This is a genomic window from Pigmentiphaga sp. MLSB6-MA01 (assembly GCF_058793475.1).
This window is the reverse complement of sequence record NZ_JBXAFV010000007.1, coordinates 65258-82705: the sequence shown is the minus strand read 5'-3', so window position 1 is coordinate 82705 and position 17448 is coordinate 65258. Positions and strand designations below refer to the sequence as shown.

The following is a 17448-nucleotide window of genomic DNA, read 5'->3' as shown; positions in this document are numbered from 1 at the left end:
CCGGCACATTGTGCCCGTTCTGTCCGGGATGCTCGCGGGATCTGCTTCCAGGTCGCCGGATTCCAACACCATGCGATCGGCCTCGGGCAGCGTGGCTTGCCGTGCCAGGATGCCCTCGTCCACATTCTTGCCGTCGATCACCTTCAGCTTCGCGATGCCCGCGGATCATCGTTGCGCTACGCAGCCAGCCCCAGCCCCTTCGCCACGCCTTCCCCATACCGCGGATCCGCCTTGGCGAAATGCGCGATCTGGCGTTCCTGGATCTCGCGCGGCACCGTCTTCATCGCGTTGACGATGTTCTCGATCAACAGGGCCTGCTGGTCGGCGCTCATGAGGCGGAACAGGTCGCCGGCCTGGGTGGTGTCGTCATTGCCGACTCGATGGTCGTAGTGGTCGGCATCGCCCGCCAGCGGCAACGGCGGTTCGCGGTGCGCCGCGTCCTGGCGGGGCGCGCCGGCCACGCTGTTGGGCTCGTAGTTGGCCGCGCCGCCGAAGTTGCCGTCCGAGCGCATGGCGCCGTCCCGCTGGTAGGTCCGCACCGGCGCGTGGGGGCGGTTGACCGGCAGCGCCTGGTAGTTGGTGCCGATACGGTACAGGTGCGCGTCATGGTAGGCGAACAAGCGGGCCTGCAGCATCCTGTCGGGGCTGAAACCCAATCCGGGCACGATGGAGGAGGGCGAGAACGCGGCCTGCTCGACTTCGGCGAAATAGTTCTCCGGGTTGCGGTTCAGCGTGATGACGCCGACTTCGATCAGCGGGAAGTCCGCGTGGGGCCAGACCTTGGTCAGGTCGAACGGGTCGTAGGGCGTGGCGCGCGCCTGCTCCTCGGTCATGACCTGGATGCAGAAGCGCCACCTGGGGTAGTCGCCCCGGGCGATGGCCTCGAACAGGTCGCGCTGCGCGTAGTCCGGGTCCTCGCCGGCCAGCCGGGCGGCGTCGCGCGGATGCAGGTTGCGGATGCCCTGCAGGCTGAGCACGTGGTATTTGACCCAGACGCGCCCGCCCTGGGCGTCGATCATGCTGAACGTGTGGCTGCCGAATCCATGCATGGCGCGATAGCCGTCGGGCGTGCCGCGGTCGGAGAACAGCGTGGTGACCTGGTGCAGCGATTCGGGCGACAGCGACCAGAAGTCCCACATCGCGGTGGGGTTCTTCAGGTTGGTGCGCGGGTCGCGCTTCTGGGTATGGATGAAGTCCGGGAACTTGATGCCGTCGCGGATGAAGAAGACCGGTGTGTTGTTGCCCACCAGGTCCCAATTGCCTTCGTCAGTGTAGAACTTGATGGCGAAGCCGCGCGGGTCGCGCTCGGTGTCGGCCGAGCCTTTTTCGCCACCCACGGTGGAGAAGCGGATGAAGACATCGGTCTTCCTGCCCACTTGCGCGAACAGATCGGCGCGGGTGTAGCGGGTGATGTCGCTGGTCACTTCGAAGATGCCGTAGGCGCCCGAACCCTTGGCATGCACCACGCGCTCGGGAATGCGCTCGCGGTTGAAGTGCTGCAGCTTTTCGACGAGGTGGAAATCTTCGATCAGCACGGGGCCGCGCGGGCCGGCGGTTTTCGAGTTCTGGTTGTCGGCGACAGGCGCGCCCGTGGCGGTGGTGAGAGTCGTCATTCCTGGCTCCGAATTGTCGAGGCCTCACGATAGGCCGCTTTCTTTCATTGGTAAATTGAATTGAATGAATCGCTGCAATAGTTCATTTCAATGAATGATAAAATGCCGCGTTCGTTCGTATCCGTCCCGGCGCAGCTTCCCGCCGGCCGGATCTTTTTCCCGGAAGCCGTGTTCGAGGAGAACCAGCGTGAAAAACCTCGTTTCGGTGCCGCTTGCGCACCGTGAACAACCTTGTCCCCACGAAACGGATGCCATCACCGGCGCCGGCCCCGCCAGCACGGGGCGCCGCCGCGTCCTGGGCTGGCTGGCGGCGGGCGCGCCCATCGCCGGCGCGTCGCTGGGCGCGCCGCGCATGGCCTGGGCGGCCGATCCGCTGTCCGTGGGGTTCGTCTACATGTCGCCCATCACCGACGCGGGCTGGACGCGCCAGCACGAGGACGGCCGGCTGGCCATGGTCGCCGCGCTGGGGCCGCGGGTGGCCACCCGCGTGGTCGAGAACGTGCCCGAGAATGCCGACGCCGAGCGGGTGATACGCGATCTCGCGCGCCAGGGCTGCAAGCTCATCTTCACCACGTCCTTCGGCTACATGGACGCCGTGATGCGGGTGGCGCGCGAGTTCCCGGGCGTGGTGTTCGACCAGGCCTCGGGCTACCGCCTCGCGCGCAACCTGGGCGCCTACAACATCCGCTTCTACGAAGGCCGCTACCTGGCCGGGCTGGTGGCGGGCGCGATGACGCGCAGCCATGTCCTGGGCTATGTCGCGGCCCTGCCCATCCCGGAGGTGATCCAGGGCATCAATGCCTTCACGCTGGCCGCGCGCAGCGTCAATCCCAAGGTCCAGGTGCGCGTGGTGTGGACGCAGAACTGGTTCGACCCCCCGCGCGAACGCGACGCGGCCCAGGCCGTCTTGCGCCAGGGGGCCGATGTGTTGACCAACCACTCGGGGTCGTCGGCGGTGGCGCAGGCCGCCGAGGCGGCTGGCGCGTGGATGCTGGGCTACACGTCCGACATGCGCAAATATGCGCCGACCCGCCAGCTCGGCGCCGTCGTGCACCGCTGGGGCGACCACTACATCCAGGCCGCGCGCGAAGTGCTGGATGGCAACTGGACCTCGCGCGCCATCATGGGCGGCCTGAAGGACGGCATGATCGCGCTCGAGGCCTTGTCGCCGCAGGTACCCCAGGCGGTGCGCGCGTCGGTGGACGAGGCGCGCCGGAAGATCGCGGCGGGCGAACTCCATCCCTTTGGCGGGCGGCTGGTCGACAACCAGGGCAAGGTGCGCCAGCCGTCCGGCGCGCCCAGCCAGAAGGACATCGACCACATGGACTGGTTCGTCGAGGGCGTGGTGGGCAAGGCCGTGGCCTGAAGGCGCCGCGCGCTCCGGTAAAGTAGCGGGACCGCGTGAACCGCGGGCGGTCCGGGCGGTCCTATCCGGGGCGGGTCCGGCGCGCCGCGCGTTCCGCCGGCCCGCATCGCGTGGGCGCTCGCCTTCGATCCACCTCTTTTCCCGCCGGCCATGACCACCGACATCCGTTCGCTCTCACCGCTGTCCCTCCTGGCCCAGGCCTGGCGCATGACCGTGCGCGACTGGCGCGCGGGAGAACTCAGGCTGCTGGCGATGGCGCTGGTCATCGCCGTTGCCTCGGTGTCCAGCGTGGGCTTCCTGGCCGATCGCATCCGCCAGGCGCTGGAACGGGATGCCGCCCAACTGCTGGGCGGCGACGTCGTGCTGATTTCCGACAACCGGGTCGACCCGGGACCGCTCGAAGAGGCGCGCCGGCTCGGGTTGTCGGTGACCGAGAACCTGCAGTTTCCGTCCATGGCCAGCGTCGGGACCGGCGACGCGGCGCGTTCGCAACTGGCGGCCCTGAAGGCCGTGCGGCCGGGCTATCCCCTGCGTGGCAGCCTGCGCGTGGCCGACGGCCCCACCGCGCCCGACGAGCCGACGCGCGAGATTCCCGCGCCCGGAACCGCCTGGGTGGACCCGCAGCTGCTGTCGCTGCTGGACGTGCGCGTGGGCGACGATCTGCAACTGGGGGACCGGCATTTCCGCATCGCCCGGGTGATCACGGTGGAACCCGATCGCGGCATGAATTTCATCAATGTGGCGCCGCGGGTCATGATCCGGGAGGACGACCTGGCGGCGACCGGGCTGGTGACCTTCGGCAGCCGCATCACCTATCGCCTGCTCGCGGCCGGGCAGCCGGCGGCGGCGCGCGAGTATGCCGCCTGGCTGCAGGCCCACCCGCAGCGTGGCCAACGCGTCGAAACGCTGGATTCCGGCCGGCCCGAGATGCGCCGGACCATCGACCGGGCACAGCAGTTCCTGTCGCTGGTGGCGCTGCTGGCGGCGTTGATCGCGGCGGTGGCTGTCGCGCTGGCGGCGCGGCGCTTTACGCTGCGGCATTTCGACAGCGTGGCGGTCATGCGCTGCCTGGGGGCGACGCAGACCACGCTGACCTGGCTGTTCGCCGCCGAGTTCCTGATCATCGCCCTGGGGGCGGCGGCCGTCGGCAGCGCGCTCGGCTATGCCGCGCACGAAGGCCTGATCGCCGCGCTGGGCGGCCTGATCACGACCGATCTGCCGCGTGCCGGGCCGCTGCCCGCGATACAGGGGTTTCTGGCCGGCGTCTGGCTGCTGATGGGCTTCGCGCTGCCGCCGCTGGCCCAGTTGCGCCACGTCGCGCCCGCCCGGATGCTGCGCCGCGAGACCGGCACCGCCCCGGCGCAGACCGCGCTCGGCTATGGCGTGGGTGCGGCGGGCTTCGCGCTGCTGCTGCTCTGGTTCGCGCGCGACCTGAAGCTGGGCCTGATGGTCGCCGGCGGCTTCCTGGGCGGCTTCCTGCTGTTCTCCGGGATCTCCTGGCTGGGGCTGCGCTGGCTGGAGCCGTTGCGGCAATGGCAGCGCGGGCCCGTGGCCCTGCGTTTCGCGCTGGCCGGGGTGGTCCGCCGCCGCGGCGCCACGGTGGCGCAGATATGCGCGCTGGCGGTGGGGCTGATGGCGATCCTACTGCTGTCCATCACCCGCGGCGATCTCGTCGAGGGATGGCGCGGCGCGGCGCCGCCCGATGCGCCCAACCGCTTCCTGATCAACATCCAGCCAGACCAGCGCGAGGCGGTCGCGCAACGCCTGGCGCAGGCGGGGCTGGGCCACGTGCAGTTGTACCCCATGATCCGCGGACGCCTGGTCGAGATCAACGGCCGCGAGGTCGGTCCGGCCGACTACCAGGACGATCGCGCGCAGCGGCTGGTGGACCGGGAATTCAATCTTTCCTATACGGACCGGTTGCCCGACCACAATCGCGACGTGGCCGGCCGCTGGCTGGATCCCGCCGCCGCCGAGGTCTCGATGGAGCAGGGCATCGCGAAGACCCTGGGCGTGAACCTGGGCGACACGCTCAAGTTCGACATCGCCGGCAATCCGGTCGATGTGAAGGTGACCGGGCTGCGCGCGGTGGACTGGGATTCCATGCAGGTCAACTTCTTCGCCATCCTGTCCCCGGCGGTGCTGCGAGACATGCCGCAAAGCTGGATCACCGCGCTGCACCTGCCGCCCGACAAGGCGGATCTGTCCAACGCCCTGATCCGCGAATTCCCCAACCTCACCATCTTCGACACCAGCGCCATCCTGAAGCAGGTTCAGGATGTCCTGGAGCAGGTGGTGGCGGCGGTGCAGTTCCTGTTCCTGTTCACGCTGGCCGCCGGCTGCCTGGTGCTGTATGCGGCCCTGGCCTCCACCCGCGACGAGCGGGTGCGCGAAGCCGGGCTGCTGCGCGCGCTGGGGGCCACGCGCCGGCAACTGGCGCTGGCGCAGTGGCTGGAGCTGGCCGCGATAGGCGGCGCGGCGGGTGTGCTGGCCGCGGCCGGCGCGTCGGCGATCGCATGGCTGCTGGCCCGCTACGTGTTCAATTTCGCGCTGACGCCCAACCCCTGGGTGTGGGCGACCGGGCTGCTGGTGGGCGTGGCATGCGCCTGGGTGGGGGGATGGATGGGGCTGCGCGGCGTGCTGCGCCAACCGCCGCTCGCGACCTTGCGGGAAGCGTAGTTCAAGCCGGCCTCCCGCGGGCGTCGCGCGGCGTTTTTTCCGCTTTTGACAGAAACCGAGATGAACGACAAGACGATACTGATACGCGAGCCGGAGGAACCGGCCCCGGCCGGCCAGACCGTGTTCGACCTGATAGGCGGCGAAGCGCGTGTGCGAGAACTGGTCGACCGGTTCTACGACCTGATGGACCTGGACGCGGACCTGGCGGATTTGCGCGCCGCGCACGGGCCGTCGCTGGACCAGGCCAGGGAGAAGCTGTTCTGGTTCCTGTGCGGCTGGATGGGCGGCCCCGATCACTACATCAGCCGCTTCGGCCATCCCCGCCTGCGGGCGCGCCATCTGCCGTTCTCGATCGGCAACAAGGAGCGCGACCAGTGGGTGGTCTGCATGGGGCGGGCGATGCAGCAGGTCGGCGTCGAGCCGGCGCTGGCCGACAAGCTGCTGGCCTCGTTCTACAACACGGCGGACTGGATGCGGAACCGGCCGGAATAGGGCCGGCTCAGCCGCCGCCGTCCGGCCTTTCCCAGGGCGGCGTACCTCCCAGGTGTTCGCGCAGCCAGGCCAGCAGCAGTTCCATGCGCGGCAACGTGCGCTTGCGGACCGGAATCAAGGCCTTGAGCCAGACGTCCTGCAAGGGATGCTCTTCCAGCAGCGCCACCAGGCCGCCGTCCGCGAGCGCCCGCCGCGCGACGTAGGTGGGCAGCACGGCGATGCCGTTGCCGGCGCGGGCGGAGGCGTACAGCGCGTAGTTGTCGTTGGCGCCCAGGCGCGCGGGCACATCGATGCTGACGGGGCCGCTCGCGCTGTTGAAGTGCCAACTGTGGCCCGTGGGGTTGAACACCAGGCAGTCGTGGTCGGCGAGGTCCCGCGGATGGCGCGGCGCCGCCCGGCGTTCGAGATAGGCGGGCGCGGCGCAGACGACCTGGCGCAGCGGGCACAGCGGTTCGTCCACCACGCCCTCGTAGCTGTCGGCGCGGCCGCTGACCGAGATGTCGAAGCCTTCCTCGGCGGGATTGGCCGACCGGTCCAGCAGCATGATCTCCAGGGTCAGTCGTTCATGGCGCCGCTGGAAGGCCGCCAGGATATCGGCCAGGTACAGCACCGTGAGCGAGGTCGGCGCCCGCAGGCGGATGTGGCCGTCCACGGCATCCTGGTCGCGCTTGAGTTCCGAGGCGATGTCGTCGAAATCGCCGACCAGCGTGCGCGCCCGGGGGTGGAACTTGTGGCCGGCCTCGGTCAAGGCCACGCGGCGGCTGGAACGTTCGAACAGGCGCGTGCCCAAGGTCCATTCGAGGTGGGCGATGCGCTTGGCGACGACCGATGGCACCGTATCGAGCTGGCGCGCGGCTTCGGAGAAATTGCCGCCGCGTACCGTGGCTAGGAAGGCGCGCAGATTGGCCAGGGTATCCATCGTCTATTCCAGATTGCAAAAGCTGGTGCTTCGAATTAGACCAGATAATCCATTTTGAAATAGATAACATGTCCGCTTCCCTGAATGACGAGGTGCAGCGATGACATCGGCACATCCGGCCAGCGTGACCGAACCCGCGCGGCAGACCCCCATCGTGGGTGAATTCGACGTGGTGGTGCTGGGAGGCGGGCCCGCCGGCATGATGGCCGCCGCCTCGGCGGCGCGCCATGGCTGCCGTACCTTGCTGATCGAGCGCTACGGATTCCTGGGCGGCATGGGCACGGCCGCGGGCGTGACCAATTTCTGCGGCCTGCACGCCAATGTCTTCGGCGACAACCGGCGGGTGGTGCACGGCCTGGCCGGCGAGCTGCTGGCCACGCTGGAGAAGCTGGGCGGCCTGTGCGAGCCGCACCGCATGTTCCAGGACAAGATCATGGCGCAGGCCTACGACAACGCGGCCTACAAGCTGGCGGCCGACGACCTGGTCGTTTCCAGCGGCAGCCAGGTCCTGTTCCATGCCCAGGCGGCCGGCGTGCTGATGCGTTCGCCGGGCGAGATCGCCGCGCTGCTGGTCGAGACCAAGTCCGGCCGCGGCGCCGTGGTCGGCAGGATCTACATCGATTGCTCGGGCGACGGCGACATGGCGGCCTCGGCGGGCGTGCCCTACGAGAAGGGCGACGGCCACGGCGGCATGCTGTATCCGTCGACCATGTTCCGCGTGAACAATGTCGATCCGGCCCGCGCCGGCAAGGCCTGGGAACACTTCGGCGGCCTGATGGAGGAAGCCGCCCGGCATGGCCGCCGCTTCGCGCGCAAGACGCCCATCGTCCGGCCGCAGAAGAACCCGGTCGAATGGCGCGCCAACGTGACCCAGCTCAGCAACCCGGACGGCAGCGCGATCGACGGCACCGATGCCTGGCAACTGAGCGAGGGCGAATTGCAGGGCCGGCGGCAGGCACGCGACTTCTTCGAGTTCCTGCGCGAGTACGCGCCGGGCTTCGATGCCTCGTACATCCTGGAGATCGCGCCGCAGGTCGGCATACGCGAGACGCGCCGCGTCGTCGGCGAATACCTGTTGACCGAGGAGGACGTGCTGGGCTGCGCGAGCTTCGAGGACACCATAGGCGTGAACGGCTGGCCGGTGGAGGCCCACGTCGCCGGCGACATCGTGTTCAAGTTCGTCGATGTGCCCAACGTCCGGGGTTTCAACCACCTGCCGTACCGCATGCTGCTGCCGCTGGGCGTGGACAACCTGCTGGTGGCGGGACGCTGCGCCTCGATGACCCACATGGGCCAGTCCGCCGCGCGCGTGACCGGCCCGTGCTTCGCCATGGGCCAGGCGGCCGGCACCGCGGCGGCCCTGTCGCTGCGCGCAGGCGTGGCGCCGCGCAGGCTGGACGTGCCCGCGTTGCAGCGCGTCCTGCAACAGGACGGGGCCTACCTGGGCCGCGACATGTAGCGGCGGCGCCGGGCCGGGATCAGGCGCGGCCGCCGATGAAGCCGGTGGCGTTGATCTCGACCCTCAGGGCGGGGGTGGCGAGTCCGGTCACCTCGACCAGGGTGCAGCAGGGAAAGTCGCCAGTGAAGAATTCCTTGCGCGCCCGCCAGACCTCCTGTCTTTCCTCGATCCGGGTCACGAACACGTTGAGCTGGATGATGTCGTCCATGACGGCGCCGCAGGCTTCGACCAGGTGCCGGATTTTCTGGAAGGTCCGCCGCGACTGGTCGTACATGCTGCCATCGCCTTCCACGCCGCCGGAAAGGTCGTGGGCGGTCATGCCCGAGATGAAGAACTGGCCGTTGTGGACCTTGCAATTGGTCCAGGTCTGGGGCGGCGCGGGCTTGACTTCGGGCGCATGGATGCTTTTCATGGTGGGTGAGTCTCCTGGGGTGGACGCGGGGGTTCAGGGCACCGCGTCGGCTTGCGTGGAAGGATGCGCCGCGGCGAAGGGCAGCAGCGATTCGCAGCGTTGCGCGATGGCGACGAGGCGGGGGTAGGGGCGCAGATCGCAGCCGAACCGGCGTGCGTTGTAGAGCTGGGGCACCAGGCAGACGTCGGCGATGCCCGGTTCGTCGCCGCAGCAGTAGTCGCCATCCCAGCCCCAGTGTTCCAGCGAGGCTTCGAAGGCCTGCAGTCCGGCGGCGATCCAGGTGGCGTACCAGTCGCTGCGGGCGGTCTCGTCCAGGCCGAGGCGCTGTTCCAGATGGCGCAGGACCCGGACGTTGTTCAAGGGATGGATGTCGCAGGCGACGATGTTGGCCAGCATGCGCGCGTAGGCGCGCCGGTGGATGTCCGAGGGAAGCAGCGCGGGCGAGGGATGGCGTTCCTCCAGGTATTCGAAGATCGCCATCGACTGGGCCAGCTCGAAGCCTCCGTCCTGCAAGGCGGGGACCAGGCCTTGCGGATTGGTGCGGAGGAACGGCCCGGCCCGGTGATCCATGCGCGGCAGGCTGACATACTCCGGCCGGTAGGGCAGGCCCTTCCAGTTGAGCATGATGCGCACCCGGTACGAGGTGGACGAGCGCCAGTAGGTGTAGAGCGTGAGCATGACGGGATATCCCTTCAGCGCCGGTTGCCGGGCGCCCAGGGCAGGAAGCGCCGTTCGAATTCGTCCACGATCGTGAAGAAGATCCAGCCCAGCGCGCCGATGACCACGATGCCGACGAACATCACTTCGATGTTGAAGGTCTGCCAGGAATCCCAGACCAGGAAGCCGATGCCGCTTTTCGAGCCGACGAACTCGGCGCTGACCAGCACCAGCAGCGACACGCCCAGGCTCAGCCGGATGCCGGCGATGATCATGGGCAGCGCGCCGGGAAGCGCGATGGTCAGGATGCGGCGCAATCGGCCGACCCGGAAACTGTGGCCGACGTCCCAGTAGATGCGTTCGACGTTCAGCACGCCCGCCGCCGAGTTGATCGCCATGAAGAAGAACACCGCGATCGCCACCAGGACGTACTTGCTGACCTCGCCTATGCCGAAGATCACCATGATCAGCGGGAAGATGGCGATCTTGGGAATGGGGTAGAGCGAGGCGATGACGGGGGACAGTACGGCCTTGACCAGCGGCGAGAGTCCGATGGCGATGCCGGTGAGCACGCCGGGAATGGCGCCCAGCGCGAAACCGATGCCTATGCGCACCAGCGATATGCCCACGTGGCGGGCCAGTTCGCCCGATTGGGCGAGCGCCCAGAACGTGCCGGCGATCTGGCTCGGCGACGAGAACAGCCGCGCGTCGACCAGGCCCGCGCGGACCAGGGCTTCCCAGGCCGCCAGGATGAGCAGGGGCGTGGCGACCGACAGCAGGCGCTCCAGGCGCTGGCGGCGGCGTTCCGCGTGTCCGATATCGCGCGAGGGTTCGATGGGGATCAAGTCCTCAGCCATGTCCGTCTCCTGTCTGGTCGGACTGGGTTTGCAGGAAGGATTCCTGGATGTGCGCGGCCACCCGCGACACCAGATCGATATAGGCGCGATCGGCGCGCAGGGCCGCGTAGGAACGCGGGCGGGCGAAGGGCGAGGCCAGCGTGGCGCGCACGCCGCCCGGGCGGCCGCCCAGCACGACGACCCGGTCGGCCAGCAATACCGCCTCGTCGACGGAATGGGTGATGAAGACAACCGTCTTGCGCGTTTCTTCCCAGATGCGCAGCAGCTCTTCCTGCATGACCGCGCGGTTCTGCTCGTCCAGCGCGGAGAACGGCTCGTCCATCAGCAGGATCTCGGGATCGTTGGCGAATGCGCGGGCGATGGAGACGCGCTGTTTCATGCCGCCCGAAAGCTGGTGCGGGTAGGCATGGGCGAAAGGCCGCAGTCCCACCTTGTCGAGGTAGTAGTCGATCCGCCGCTTCATTTCCGGTTTCGGCATGCCGCTCGAACGCACGCCGTAGGCCACGTTGTCGTATACGCTCAGCCAGGGAAAGATGGAGTGTTCCTGGAACACCACCGAGGTCAGCGGCCTGCCCGCCGGTGCCGGCCGCATGGCGAGCCTGCCGTCGGTGTGGGTGTCCAGCCCGGCCAGGATGCGCAGCAGCGTGGTCTTGCCGCAGCCCGAGGGCCCGACGATGCAGACGAACTCCCCGTCCAGGATGTCCAGGTCGACGCCGCGCAGGGCCGTGTATTCGCCCTTGCCGGCCAGAAAACGCTTGCCCAGGTTTTCCATGACGATCGCGCGGCGGCGTCCGGGAGGCGCCGCCACGCCAGGGGAAAGCGAGAACTCGGGCATCGCTTTCATCCGCGTCTCCTACGGCGTGAAGGTGGATTCGACGGCCTGGCGGCCGTCGTGGTCGGGATAGGGCTGTTCGCGGTACATGCCCAGCGCGCGCATGACCGGTTCGTCGGTGATGCAGAACAGGATGGCATCGCGTCCGTGCGGATTCCGGTGCTCGTGCCAGGCCCAGTTCGGAATGACGAAGACGTCGCCGCGGGCCCAGTCCAAGCGCTGGCCATTGACGATGCTGCTGCCCTCGCCCTCGATCACGTAGTGGACGGTGCTGGCCGTGGCGCGGTGCGCCCGGGTGTGCTCGCCGGGCCTCAGGAGCTGCGCGCGGCAGGACATCGTCGGCAGGGTGGGGCCGGAGGTCCGGGGGTTGACGTACTCCAGGAGGATGCCGTCGCAGGGGCTGCCGTCTTCCCGGCGCAGGCGCTCGATGGACTCGCGCATGTCTTGCCAGCGGTACCGCATGACGGGTTGGGGCGAGGGATCGCCGTCCCAGCCCGCTGGCCGGGCGTGGCCGTAGCGGGCCGTCGTATAGCCTTCGGGCCGCGGCGGGGCCGAGTCGTCGTCGCCCGGCTCGAACCAGCTGGCCTGCAGCAGGTTGACCAGCGGGTAGTCCAGCGCATCCAGCCAGACGATGTCGTGCGCCGTATCGTTCCTGTGTCCGTGCCAGGTGCCGGAGGGCGTGAGCAGCAGATCGTTTTCCTCCATGCGCAGCGGCTCGCCCTGGACACAGGTGAAGACTTCGCCTCCCTGGCTGCGGGCCGCGAACCTGACGGCGCCGGCCTGGTGGCGGTGGGCGGGCGCGCGTTCCCCGGGACGCACCAGCTGCAGGGCGGTCGCCAGGGTATGGGAGGTCGAGAACTGGGCTCGCAGGTCGGGATTCGTGTGCTCCATCGATCGCCGCTCGGCGCCGCGCTCCAGGGTCACGAGCTCCCCCGCCCGCATGAGGTGGGCAAGCACGTGGTCCCACTTCCACAGGAACGGCCGGTAGCTGACGGCAGGCTGCATGGACACGAATTGCGAGACGTACTTCCAGGTGGGCACCAGGCGCGCCCGTTCCATGTCGGCATGCAGTTGTTCGAGGCTGTCGGAGGTCATATCAGTCATCCATGCTGCCGCGAGCCACCTGTGTCGAATGAAACGGGGGCCGCATGATCCAGGACGCCGCGGATCCGGCTTTGCCGGTCCGCCGGCGTTGCCCCCTTGAGGGGGCGCGCGAAGCGCGTAGGGCGTGGGCTTTCATGTCAATTGACTCCTTGGCGGGGGCCCTTGCGGCCCAGGCGATCCAGGGCTGAGTCCAGGTAGCGGTAGTCGACCAGCTCGGACAGCCTGGGTTGTGTCTTGAGCAGCCCCAGTCCCGCGTACCACGCCATGCTGTCCTTGATGGTCTGCAGGTTCAGGTAGCCGTCGGGGTCGAATCCCGGGTAGACCACTTTCTTGAGCAGCTCCTGGTTCTTGAAGGCTGCGATGTGGCGGCTGAGCGCATGCTCGGTCACGTCGCGGGGGGCCCGGCCGTCCAGGGAATCGAGATAGGCGCGGATGCCGCGGACGTAGGCGGCCATCCATTTCCTGCCAACGTCGGAGTCGGCCTGGGTCAGGCTGGGGCCATAGATGATCCCGGCGATCTGGAAGTCGGGAGAGGTCTGGTCGAACCCCAGCAGGCGCGCGCCGATCTGCCGCTGGACGATGACCGTGACCAGGGGTTCGATCATCAGCGCGGCGTCCACCGCCTTGTTGGTGAGCGCGGCGATCATGCTGGGAAAAGCGAGTTGTTCGAGTGCGACATCGTTCAGGCCCAGTCCGGCGGTCCGCAGGGCCATGTCCAGTTGCAGCTCCATCGGGGAATGGCGGGAAGGTGTTGCCACCTTCATGCCCTTGATGTCGCCGATGCTCTTGACCCGGCCGGAATCGACGAGGTCCTTGCGCACCACGAGTGCATTGAATCCGTGCCCCGGGGAATTGCGCCCCTTGTCCGCGACCAGCTTGAAGGGCAGCCCGCGCAGCGCGCCGTTGAACAGTGCCAGTGTCGGCGCGCCGGAAGCGACATCGAGCTGGCGGGCGCTGAGCGGGGCCACCATGTCGGCGGTGTTGCTGAACGACACGAACTCCACGTCCAGTCCTTCTTCCCTGAAGTAGCCCTGTTCGTAGGCGATCAGCGCCGGTGCCTCGGACAGGCTGTCGAGCATGCCGACACGCACTTTGCGCAGGGGTTTGCCCGGCTGCGCGGCAAGCAGGCGAGTCCACGGCGACAGCGCGGCGAGAGCCAGGGGCAGGGTTGCCAGCCGGCGCCGGGTGGGCGAGGGAACGGTGGCGGGAGGAGGGCGTCTGCTGTTCATGGAGGTTCCTTGGCGAGGGAAGGGTCAATCGACCGCGTACGCGGCGCCGTCCGCGCGAGGATCGGCGGCGGCAACGAAACCCCCGGATGGCATGGTTCCCAGCACCTGCGCCGCTCCCAGCATGCCCAGCGACTTGTCGCTGATGATATGGCCTAGCGCGCGGAGCCGGTCGAGCAGCGCTCCATCGAGGCGGCGGTCGACGCGGATCTCGTAGGGGTGGGCGAGATGGCCGGGGTCGCTGCCGGGAAAGAGTTCCCAACGGGGCTGGTCCACCGCCTGCCGCAGCGACAGGCCGCGGTTGAGGACAGCGTCGATGATCTGCAGGTTCCATTGGGGTTGCCCGTCGCCGCCGGCGGTGCCTCCCGCGAGGACCGGCCGCCGCCGGGGGTCCAGGGCCATATAGACGTGCAGCGTGGACATGGTGCGCTTGCCGGGGGCGAGGTGGTTCGGCGAGCGGATGTCGGGCGAGAATCCACGGCCCGCGCGATTGTTCAGCAGCACCCCCGTGCCGGGCACGACGACGCCCGCGCCGAATGGCGTCGAGATGCTGGTGATGTAGCTGACCACGTTGCCCTGGGCGTCGGCCGCCACGAAGCAAGTGGTGTCGCCGCTGCCGAGTGACCAGCGGGCGCGCGGCAGCGCCGTGGCGGCCCGTGACCGGTCGATGGCGGCGGCGATCCGGTCCAGGCGCGGGCCCGCGAGCAGTTGGGGCAGCGGATTGGCCGTGAAGCGGGGGTCTCCCAGGAAGTCGTTGCGGTCGGCGAAAGCATGCTTGAGCGCCTCGATCATGCAATGCGCGCGCAGCCCGTCGTCCTCGGCCGGAAGGTCCAGCCTGTCCAGGATGCCCAGGGACTCCAGCAGGACGACGCCCTGGGCGACGGGCGGGTTGCTGACGACCCATCCGTCGCCATAGGGGATCAGGATGGGGGGAGCAGCCTCGGCGAAGATGCCGTCGAAATCCGATTCGCGGAAGGGGCCGCCGTTCTGGCGGCTCAACTCGGCCAGGCGGGCGCCCAGGCCCGCGCCGTAGAAATCGTCCCGGCCGCGGGTGGCCAGGCGCTCGAGCGTGCGCGCCAGGTCGGGTTGCCGGAGCGATTCGCCCTCGCGAGGCGCGCGCCCGTCTATCAACAGCGCCTGCCGCGCACCGGGGTCGGCGGCCAGGAGTGCTTCGTTCAAGGCGAAGAATCTGGCGCAGAAGTGCGGTGTCTCGCATCCCCGTTCCGCCAGTTCGATCGCCGGCGCCAGCAACTCGCCGAAGGACAGCCGGCCACTCGCGTACCGGTCATAGGCCAGGCACATCGCATCCACCGCGCCGGGAACCGAGGCCGAGCCCAAGCCGCGCATCGGCAGGGTGCCTTCGGCGCCTTCCGCGAGCGCCGAGGGCGCCGGGCCCGCGCCGTTGATCGATGTGGTCTGGCCGGTCGCCGCGTCGTGCCAGAGGATGAAGCTGTCGCCCCCCAGGCCGCTCATCATCGGCTGCGCCACGCCCAGCGCCGCCGCCATCGCGATGGCGGCATCCATGGCGTTGCCGCCGCGTTCGAGCATGGTCCGGCCAGCGGCGCTGGCCGCCGCATGGGCGCTGGCCACGACGCCGCGTCCGGCGGCCGACAGTGGCCGGGGCGGCGATACGGGCGGAAGAGGATCAGGCGGTTGCATGAGCGCCTCGCGTCGCGGCGGCCGCCTCGATGAACTCCGGGGCGATCCATGCTTGCAGGTCAAAGTCTTGTTCCAGCAGCCCCATGCCGAGCAGAAAATCCTTCTGGGCGGCGACAGCCTGGACATGGACGGGATCGAGCGTCGGCGAGAGCCGGGCCGCCACGTCGTCGCCATGGGCCGCGTACAGCCATTCCTTCGTGGTGCCGACGTCCTCGGCCAGAATGGCGGCCGCGTCCGAAGGCTGGGCGCGCGCCCAGTCGGCGGCGTCGAACAAGGCCGCCAGGTAGCGGACGACCAGGTCGGGCCGGGTACGCGCAAGGGTTCCGTCCACGGTCAGGATCGCGGGCACCTGGTTGTTGCTGCGCAGCGCGGGAGAGGGCGCGGCGCCGATGTCGACGACGACCCGGGCGCCCAGGAAGGCCGTCAGCTGCGCGCCGGCCGGGCTGGCGGTGTAGATCGCGTCGACCTCGCCGCGCACCAGGGCCAGGGCTTCCCGGCTCTGTCGGCGCGCGCGGGGCGCGCCGTGCCAGAGCGAGCCGCGCTGCGAGGCGCCGCCCGTGGGAATCTGGCCCTCGTCGATGGGCAGCGCGACGAATTCCACGGCGGCGGGCGCCAGGCCGGCAAGCTGGAGCGCGCTGTGATAGCCGCGCAGGCACATCGCCTGCCAGTAATCGATCTGTTCGCCCGGCCGGCAGGGAACGCCCACGCGCCTGCCGCGCAGGTCGCCGCCGTCGCGGATGCCGCTGTCGGGCAAGGCGATCACCGCCTGGTACTCATCGATCCAGCCGGTCGCGATGACGAGGGTATCGGCGCCCCGCGCCCGGCTCCAGATCGGCGGGATCATGCCGCCCTGGCGGAACAGCCCGGGCTGGCCGTGGTCGAAATGGGCTTCGCGCACCTGGCGGTCCAGCGAGGCGTTGAGCGATTGCACGGCGATGCCCAGCGGCGCGAAGGCGGCGTCGAGTAGCCCGCGTTCGATGGCCACTCCCGATGCGGTCGGCAGCGGGCAGCGCGTGTACCACAGCGTCCGGGCGGCCTGCATGTCAGCGTGCTCCGCTCGCCGTCGCCGCGGAGAAGTCGAACAGGCGCGCGGCGTTCTGGTGGAACATTTTTTCCAGCAGCGCAGGGCTCAGATCGTCCCGCTCCTCGTATTCCTCGGCGATGCTGTCGTGCGCGGCCTCGTCGAAATGCGGCATGTCGCTCGACACCAGCAACGACTGTTCACCCAGTACCGAGGCCGCGTAGTTGATGTCGTCGTCGGGTTCGCTGCCGACGTGGATGCGGCCACTGGCGAAGTAGTCGGCGGCGTTGGTCTTGCCGCCCCGTTCGATGGTGCGCAGCGCGGCGGCCATCCAGGTGCATCCGCCGCCTTCGAGGAAGGCCCATTTCAGGCGTGGGAAATCGTCGAGCAGCGTTCCCTCCATCAGGTTGTAGAAGGCGTACTGGACGGTCAGGGTGCTGAGCAGCCGGCGGGAGTAAGGGGGGTAGAAGGTCTTGCGCTCGGCCGCGGGATGGGTCAGGCCGTCGAACATCGCATACATGGATGGCGCGCCCAGGCCCAGGTGCACGACGATGGGCAGTCCCTGGCGCTCGGCCTCGGCGAAGATGGGGTAATGCCGGGGATCGTCCATGGGGCGGTCCCACTCCAGGCCGCGGGCCAGGACGCTGACCGCGCCGCCCAGCTTGCGCACGCGGCGGATCTCCTCGACCGCGACGTCCGGCTGGCGGTATGGCACGACGGCATTGAAAAAGATGCGTCCGCCGGATTCCGCGCAGGCGCGGGCCATGAAGGTGTTGTAGCTGCGGATCAGCGCGGCTTCGAGATCGGGATCCTCGCACAGGGTCGAGAGCACGAAGGACGGATGGACGATCTGCTTACCGACATTCATCCTGTCCATGGCGGCTACACGGGCGGGGACATCGGTGATCTGCTGGACGCCCGGCGAGAAGGTCTTGCGGGCGGCCATCGCGTTGCCGGCGATGGGAGTGGCGCCGAAGTGGCGGAGCTTCCGGTCGATGACCCAGAAGGTGTTCCAGTCCTGGAAGCCCGTGTCCGTTGGCGCGGCGAAGGGCAGCGGGCGGCGGGCGTGGTAGGCGGGATCCAGATGCGCCCAGGTCGCTTCGGATTCGATGACGTGGGAATCGGTATCGATGATCATGGGAGGCCTGCTCC

The 17448-nt window shown here is 68.9% G+C and carries 15 protein-coding genes; 4 read left to right on the top strand and 11 right to left on the bottom strand.

Annotated elements, in window-relative coordinates; all coding sequences use genetic code 11:
* Positions 1-176: 176 nt before the first annotated feature.
* Entirely contained in the window at positions 177-1613 is a 1437-nt protein-coding gene (locus AC1Q6E_RS13450; protein WP_492572917.1) for a catalase, read from the bottom strand.
* 187 nt (positions 1614-1800) lie between these two features.
* Here AC1Q6E_RS13450 and AC1Q6E_RS13445 point away from each other — a divergent pair, with 187 nt between their 5' ends.
* From AC1Q6E_RS13445 to AC1Q6E_RS13435, 3 genes are all read left to right on the top strand, one after another.
* Positions 1801-2979 (top strand): BMP family ABC transporter substrate-binding protein, encoded by a 1179-nt coding sequence (locus AC1Q6E_RS13445; protein WP_296555131.1) that lies wholly within the window; start codon positions 1801-1803, stop codon positions 2977-2979.
* A gap of 150 nt (positions 2980-3129) precedes the next feature.
* Positions 3130-5658 (top strand): ABC transporter permease, encoded by a 2529-nt coding sequence (locus tag AC1Q6E_RS13440; RefSeq protein ID WP_492572916.1) that lies wholly within the window; start codon positions 3130-3132, stop codon positions 5656-5658.
* Positions 5659-5718: 60 nt separating this feature from the next.
* Positions 5719-6150 carry a group II truncated hemoglobin gene (locus AC1Q6E_RS13435; RefSeq protein ID WP_152792974.1) on the top strand — a complete coding sequence of 144 codons (432 nt, stop codon included), beginning with the start codon at positions 5719-5721 and terminating at the stop codon, positions 6148-6150.
* A gap of 7 nt (positions 6151-6157) precedes the next feature.
* Here the strand turns inward: AC1Q6E_RS13435 and AC1Q6E_RS13430 are convergent, their stop codons facing one another.
* On the bottom strand, positions 6158-7069 hold the full coding sequence (locus tag AC1Q6E_RS13430) for a LysR family transcriptional regulator (RefSeq protein ID WP_296555136.1): 912 nt from the start codon (positions 7067-7069) through the stop codon (positions 6158-6160).
* Positions 7070-7169: 100 nt separating this feature from the next.
* Here AC1Q6E_RS13430 and AC1Q6E_RS13425 point away from each other — a divergent pair, with 100 nt between their 5' ends.
* Positions 7170-8528 (top strand): FAD-dependent oxidoreductase, encoded by a 1359-nt coding sequence (locus tag AC1Q6E_RS13425; protein WP_296555138.1) that lies wholly within the window; start codon positions 7170-7172, stop codon positions 8526-8528.
* Positions 8529-8547: 19 nt separating this feature from the next.
* Here the strand turns inward: AC1Q6E_RS13425 and AC1Q6E_RS13420 are convergent, their stop codons facing one another.
* The 9 genes from AC1Q6E_RS13420 to AC1Q6E_RS13380 form a co-directional block, all read right to left on the bottom strand.
* Complete coding sequence (locus tag AC1Q6E_RS13420; protein ID WP_296555140.1) at positions 8548-8940, bottom strand: RidA family protein; 393 nt, start codon at positions 8938-8940, stop codon at positions 8548-8550.
* 33 nt (positions 8941-8973) lie between these two features.
* Positions 8974-9618: a maleylacetoacetate isomerase gene (maiA, locus tag AC1Q6E_RS13415; protein WP_152792978.1), complete on the bottom strand. Its 645-nt coding sequence runs from the start codon at positions 9616-9618 to the stop codon at positions 8974-8976.
* 14 nt (positions 9619-9632) lie between these two features.
* Entirely contained in the window at positions 9633-10454 is an 822-nt protein-coding gene (locus tag AC1Q6E_RS13410; protein WP_152792979.1) for an ABC transporter permease, read from the bottom strand.
* Positions 10447-11298, bottom strand: a complete 852-nt coding sequence (locus AC1Q6E_RS13405) for an ABC transporter ATP-binding protein (protein ID WP_492572915.1) — start codon at positions 11296-11298, stop codon at positions 10447-10449. Before AC1Q6E_RS13405 ends, AC1Q6E_RS13410 begins: the two co-directional genes overlap by 8 nt.
* Positions 11299-11307: 9 nt before the next feature.
* Positions 11308-12381: a 5-aminosalicylate 1,2-dioxygenase gene (gene mabB / locus AC1Q6E_RS13400; RefSeq protein ID WP_296555142.1), complete on the bottom strand. Its 1074-nt coding sequence runs from the start codon at positions 12379-12381 to the stop codon at positions 11308-11310.
* A gap of 146 nt (positions 12382-12527) precedes the next feature.
* Entirely contained in the window at positions 12528-13619 is a 1092-nt protein-coding gene (locus AC1Q6E_RS13395) for an ABC transporter substrate-binding protein (protein WP_296555143.1), read from the bottom strand.
* 24 nt (positions 13620-13643) lie between these two features.
* Positions 13644-15275, bottom strand: coding sequence for a gamma-glutamyltransferase family protein (locus tag AC1Q6E_RS13390; RefSeq protein ID WP_492572914.1), 1632 nt, complete (start codon positions 15273-15275; stop codon positions 13644-13646).
* Positions 15262-16317, bottom strand: a complete 1056-nt coding sequence (locus AC1Q6E_RS13385) for an ABC transporter substrate-binding protein (RefSeq protein ID WP_492572913.1) — start codon at positions 16315-16317, stop codon at positions 15262-15264. The genes AC1Q6E_RS13390 and AC1Q6E_RS13385 overlap by 14 nt, the downstream gene beginning before the upstream one ends.
* Before the next feature lies 1 nt (position 16318).
* Positions 16319-17434, bottom strand: a complete 1116-nt coding sequence (locus AC1Q6E_RS13380; RefSeq protein WP_152792983.1) for an amidohydrolase family protein — start codon at positions 17432-17434, stop codon at positions 16319-16321.
* Positions 17435-17448: the final 14 nt, after the last annotated feature.

Bases quoted from the DNA above. Each gene is read 5' to 3' on its own strand.
- AC1Q6E_RS13380 (WP_152792983.1), bottom strand. From the start codon at position 17,434: ATGATCATCGATACCGATTCCCACGTCATCGAATCCGAAGCGACCTGG.
- AC1Q6E_RS13395 (WP_296555143.1), bottom strand. From the start codon at position 13,619: ATGAACAGCAGACGCCCTCCTCCCGCCACCGTTCCCTCGCCCACCCGG.
- AC1Q6E_RS13450 (WP_492572917.1), bottom strand. From the start codon at position 1,613: ATGACGACTCTCACCACCGCCACGGGCGCGCCTGTCGCCGACAACCAG.
- AC1Q6E_RS13430 (WP_296555136.1), bottom strand. From the start codon at position 7,069: ATGGATACCCTGGCCAATCTGCGCGCCTTCCTAGCCACGGTACGCGGC.
- AC1Q6E_RS13425 (WP_296555138.1), top strand. From the start codon at position 7,170: ATGACATCGGCACATCCGGCCAGCGTGACCGAACCCGCGCGGCAGACC.
- AC1Q6E_RS13435 (WP_152792974.1), top strand. From the start codon at position 5,719: ATGAACGACAAGACGATACTGATACGCGAGCCGGAGGAACCGGCCCCG.
- AC1Q6E_RS13405 (WP_492572915.1), bottom strand. From the start codon at position 11,298: ATGAAAGCGATGCCCGAGTTCTCGCTTTCCCCTGGCGTGGCGGCGCCT.
- AC1Q6E_RS13385 (WP_492572913.1), bottom strand. From the start codon at position 16,317: ATGCAGGCCGCCCGGACGCTGTGGTACACGCGCTGCCCGCTGCCGACC.
- AC1Q6E_RS13410 (WP_152792979.1), bottom strand. From the start codon at position 10,454: ATGGCTGAGGACTTGATCCCCATCGAACCCTCGCGCGATATCGGACAC.
- maiA (WP_152792978.1), bottom strand. From the start codon at position 9,618: ATGCTCACGCTCTACACCTACTGGCGCTCGTCCACCTCGTACCGGGTG.
- AC1Q6E_RS13440 (WP_492572916.1), top strand. From the start codon at position 3,130: ATGACCACCGACATCCGTTCGCTCTCACCGCTGTCCCTCCTGGCCCAG.
- mabB (WP_296555142.1), bottom strand. From the start codon at position 12,381: ATGACCTCCGACAGCCTCGAACAACTGCATGCCGACATGGAACGGGCG.
- AC1Q6E_RS13390 (WP_492572914.1), bottom strand. From the start codon at position 15,275: ATGCAACCGCCTGATCCTCTTCCGCCCGTATCGCCGCCCCGGCCACTG.
- AC1Q6E_RS13420 (WP_296555140.1), bottom strand. From the start codon at position 8,940: ATGAAAAGCATCCATGCGCCCGAAGTCAAGCCCGCGCCGCCCCAGACC.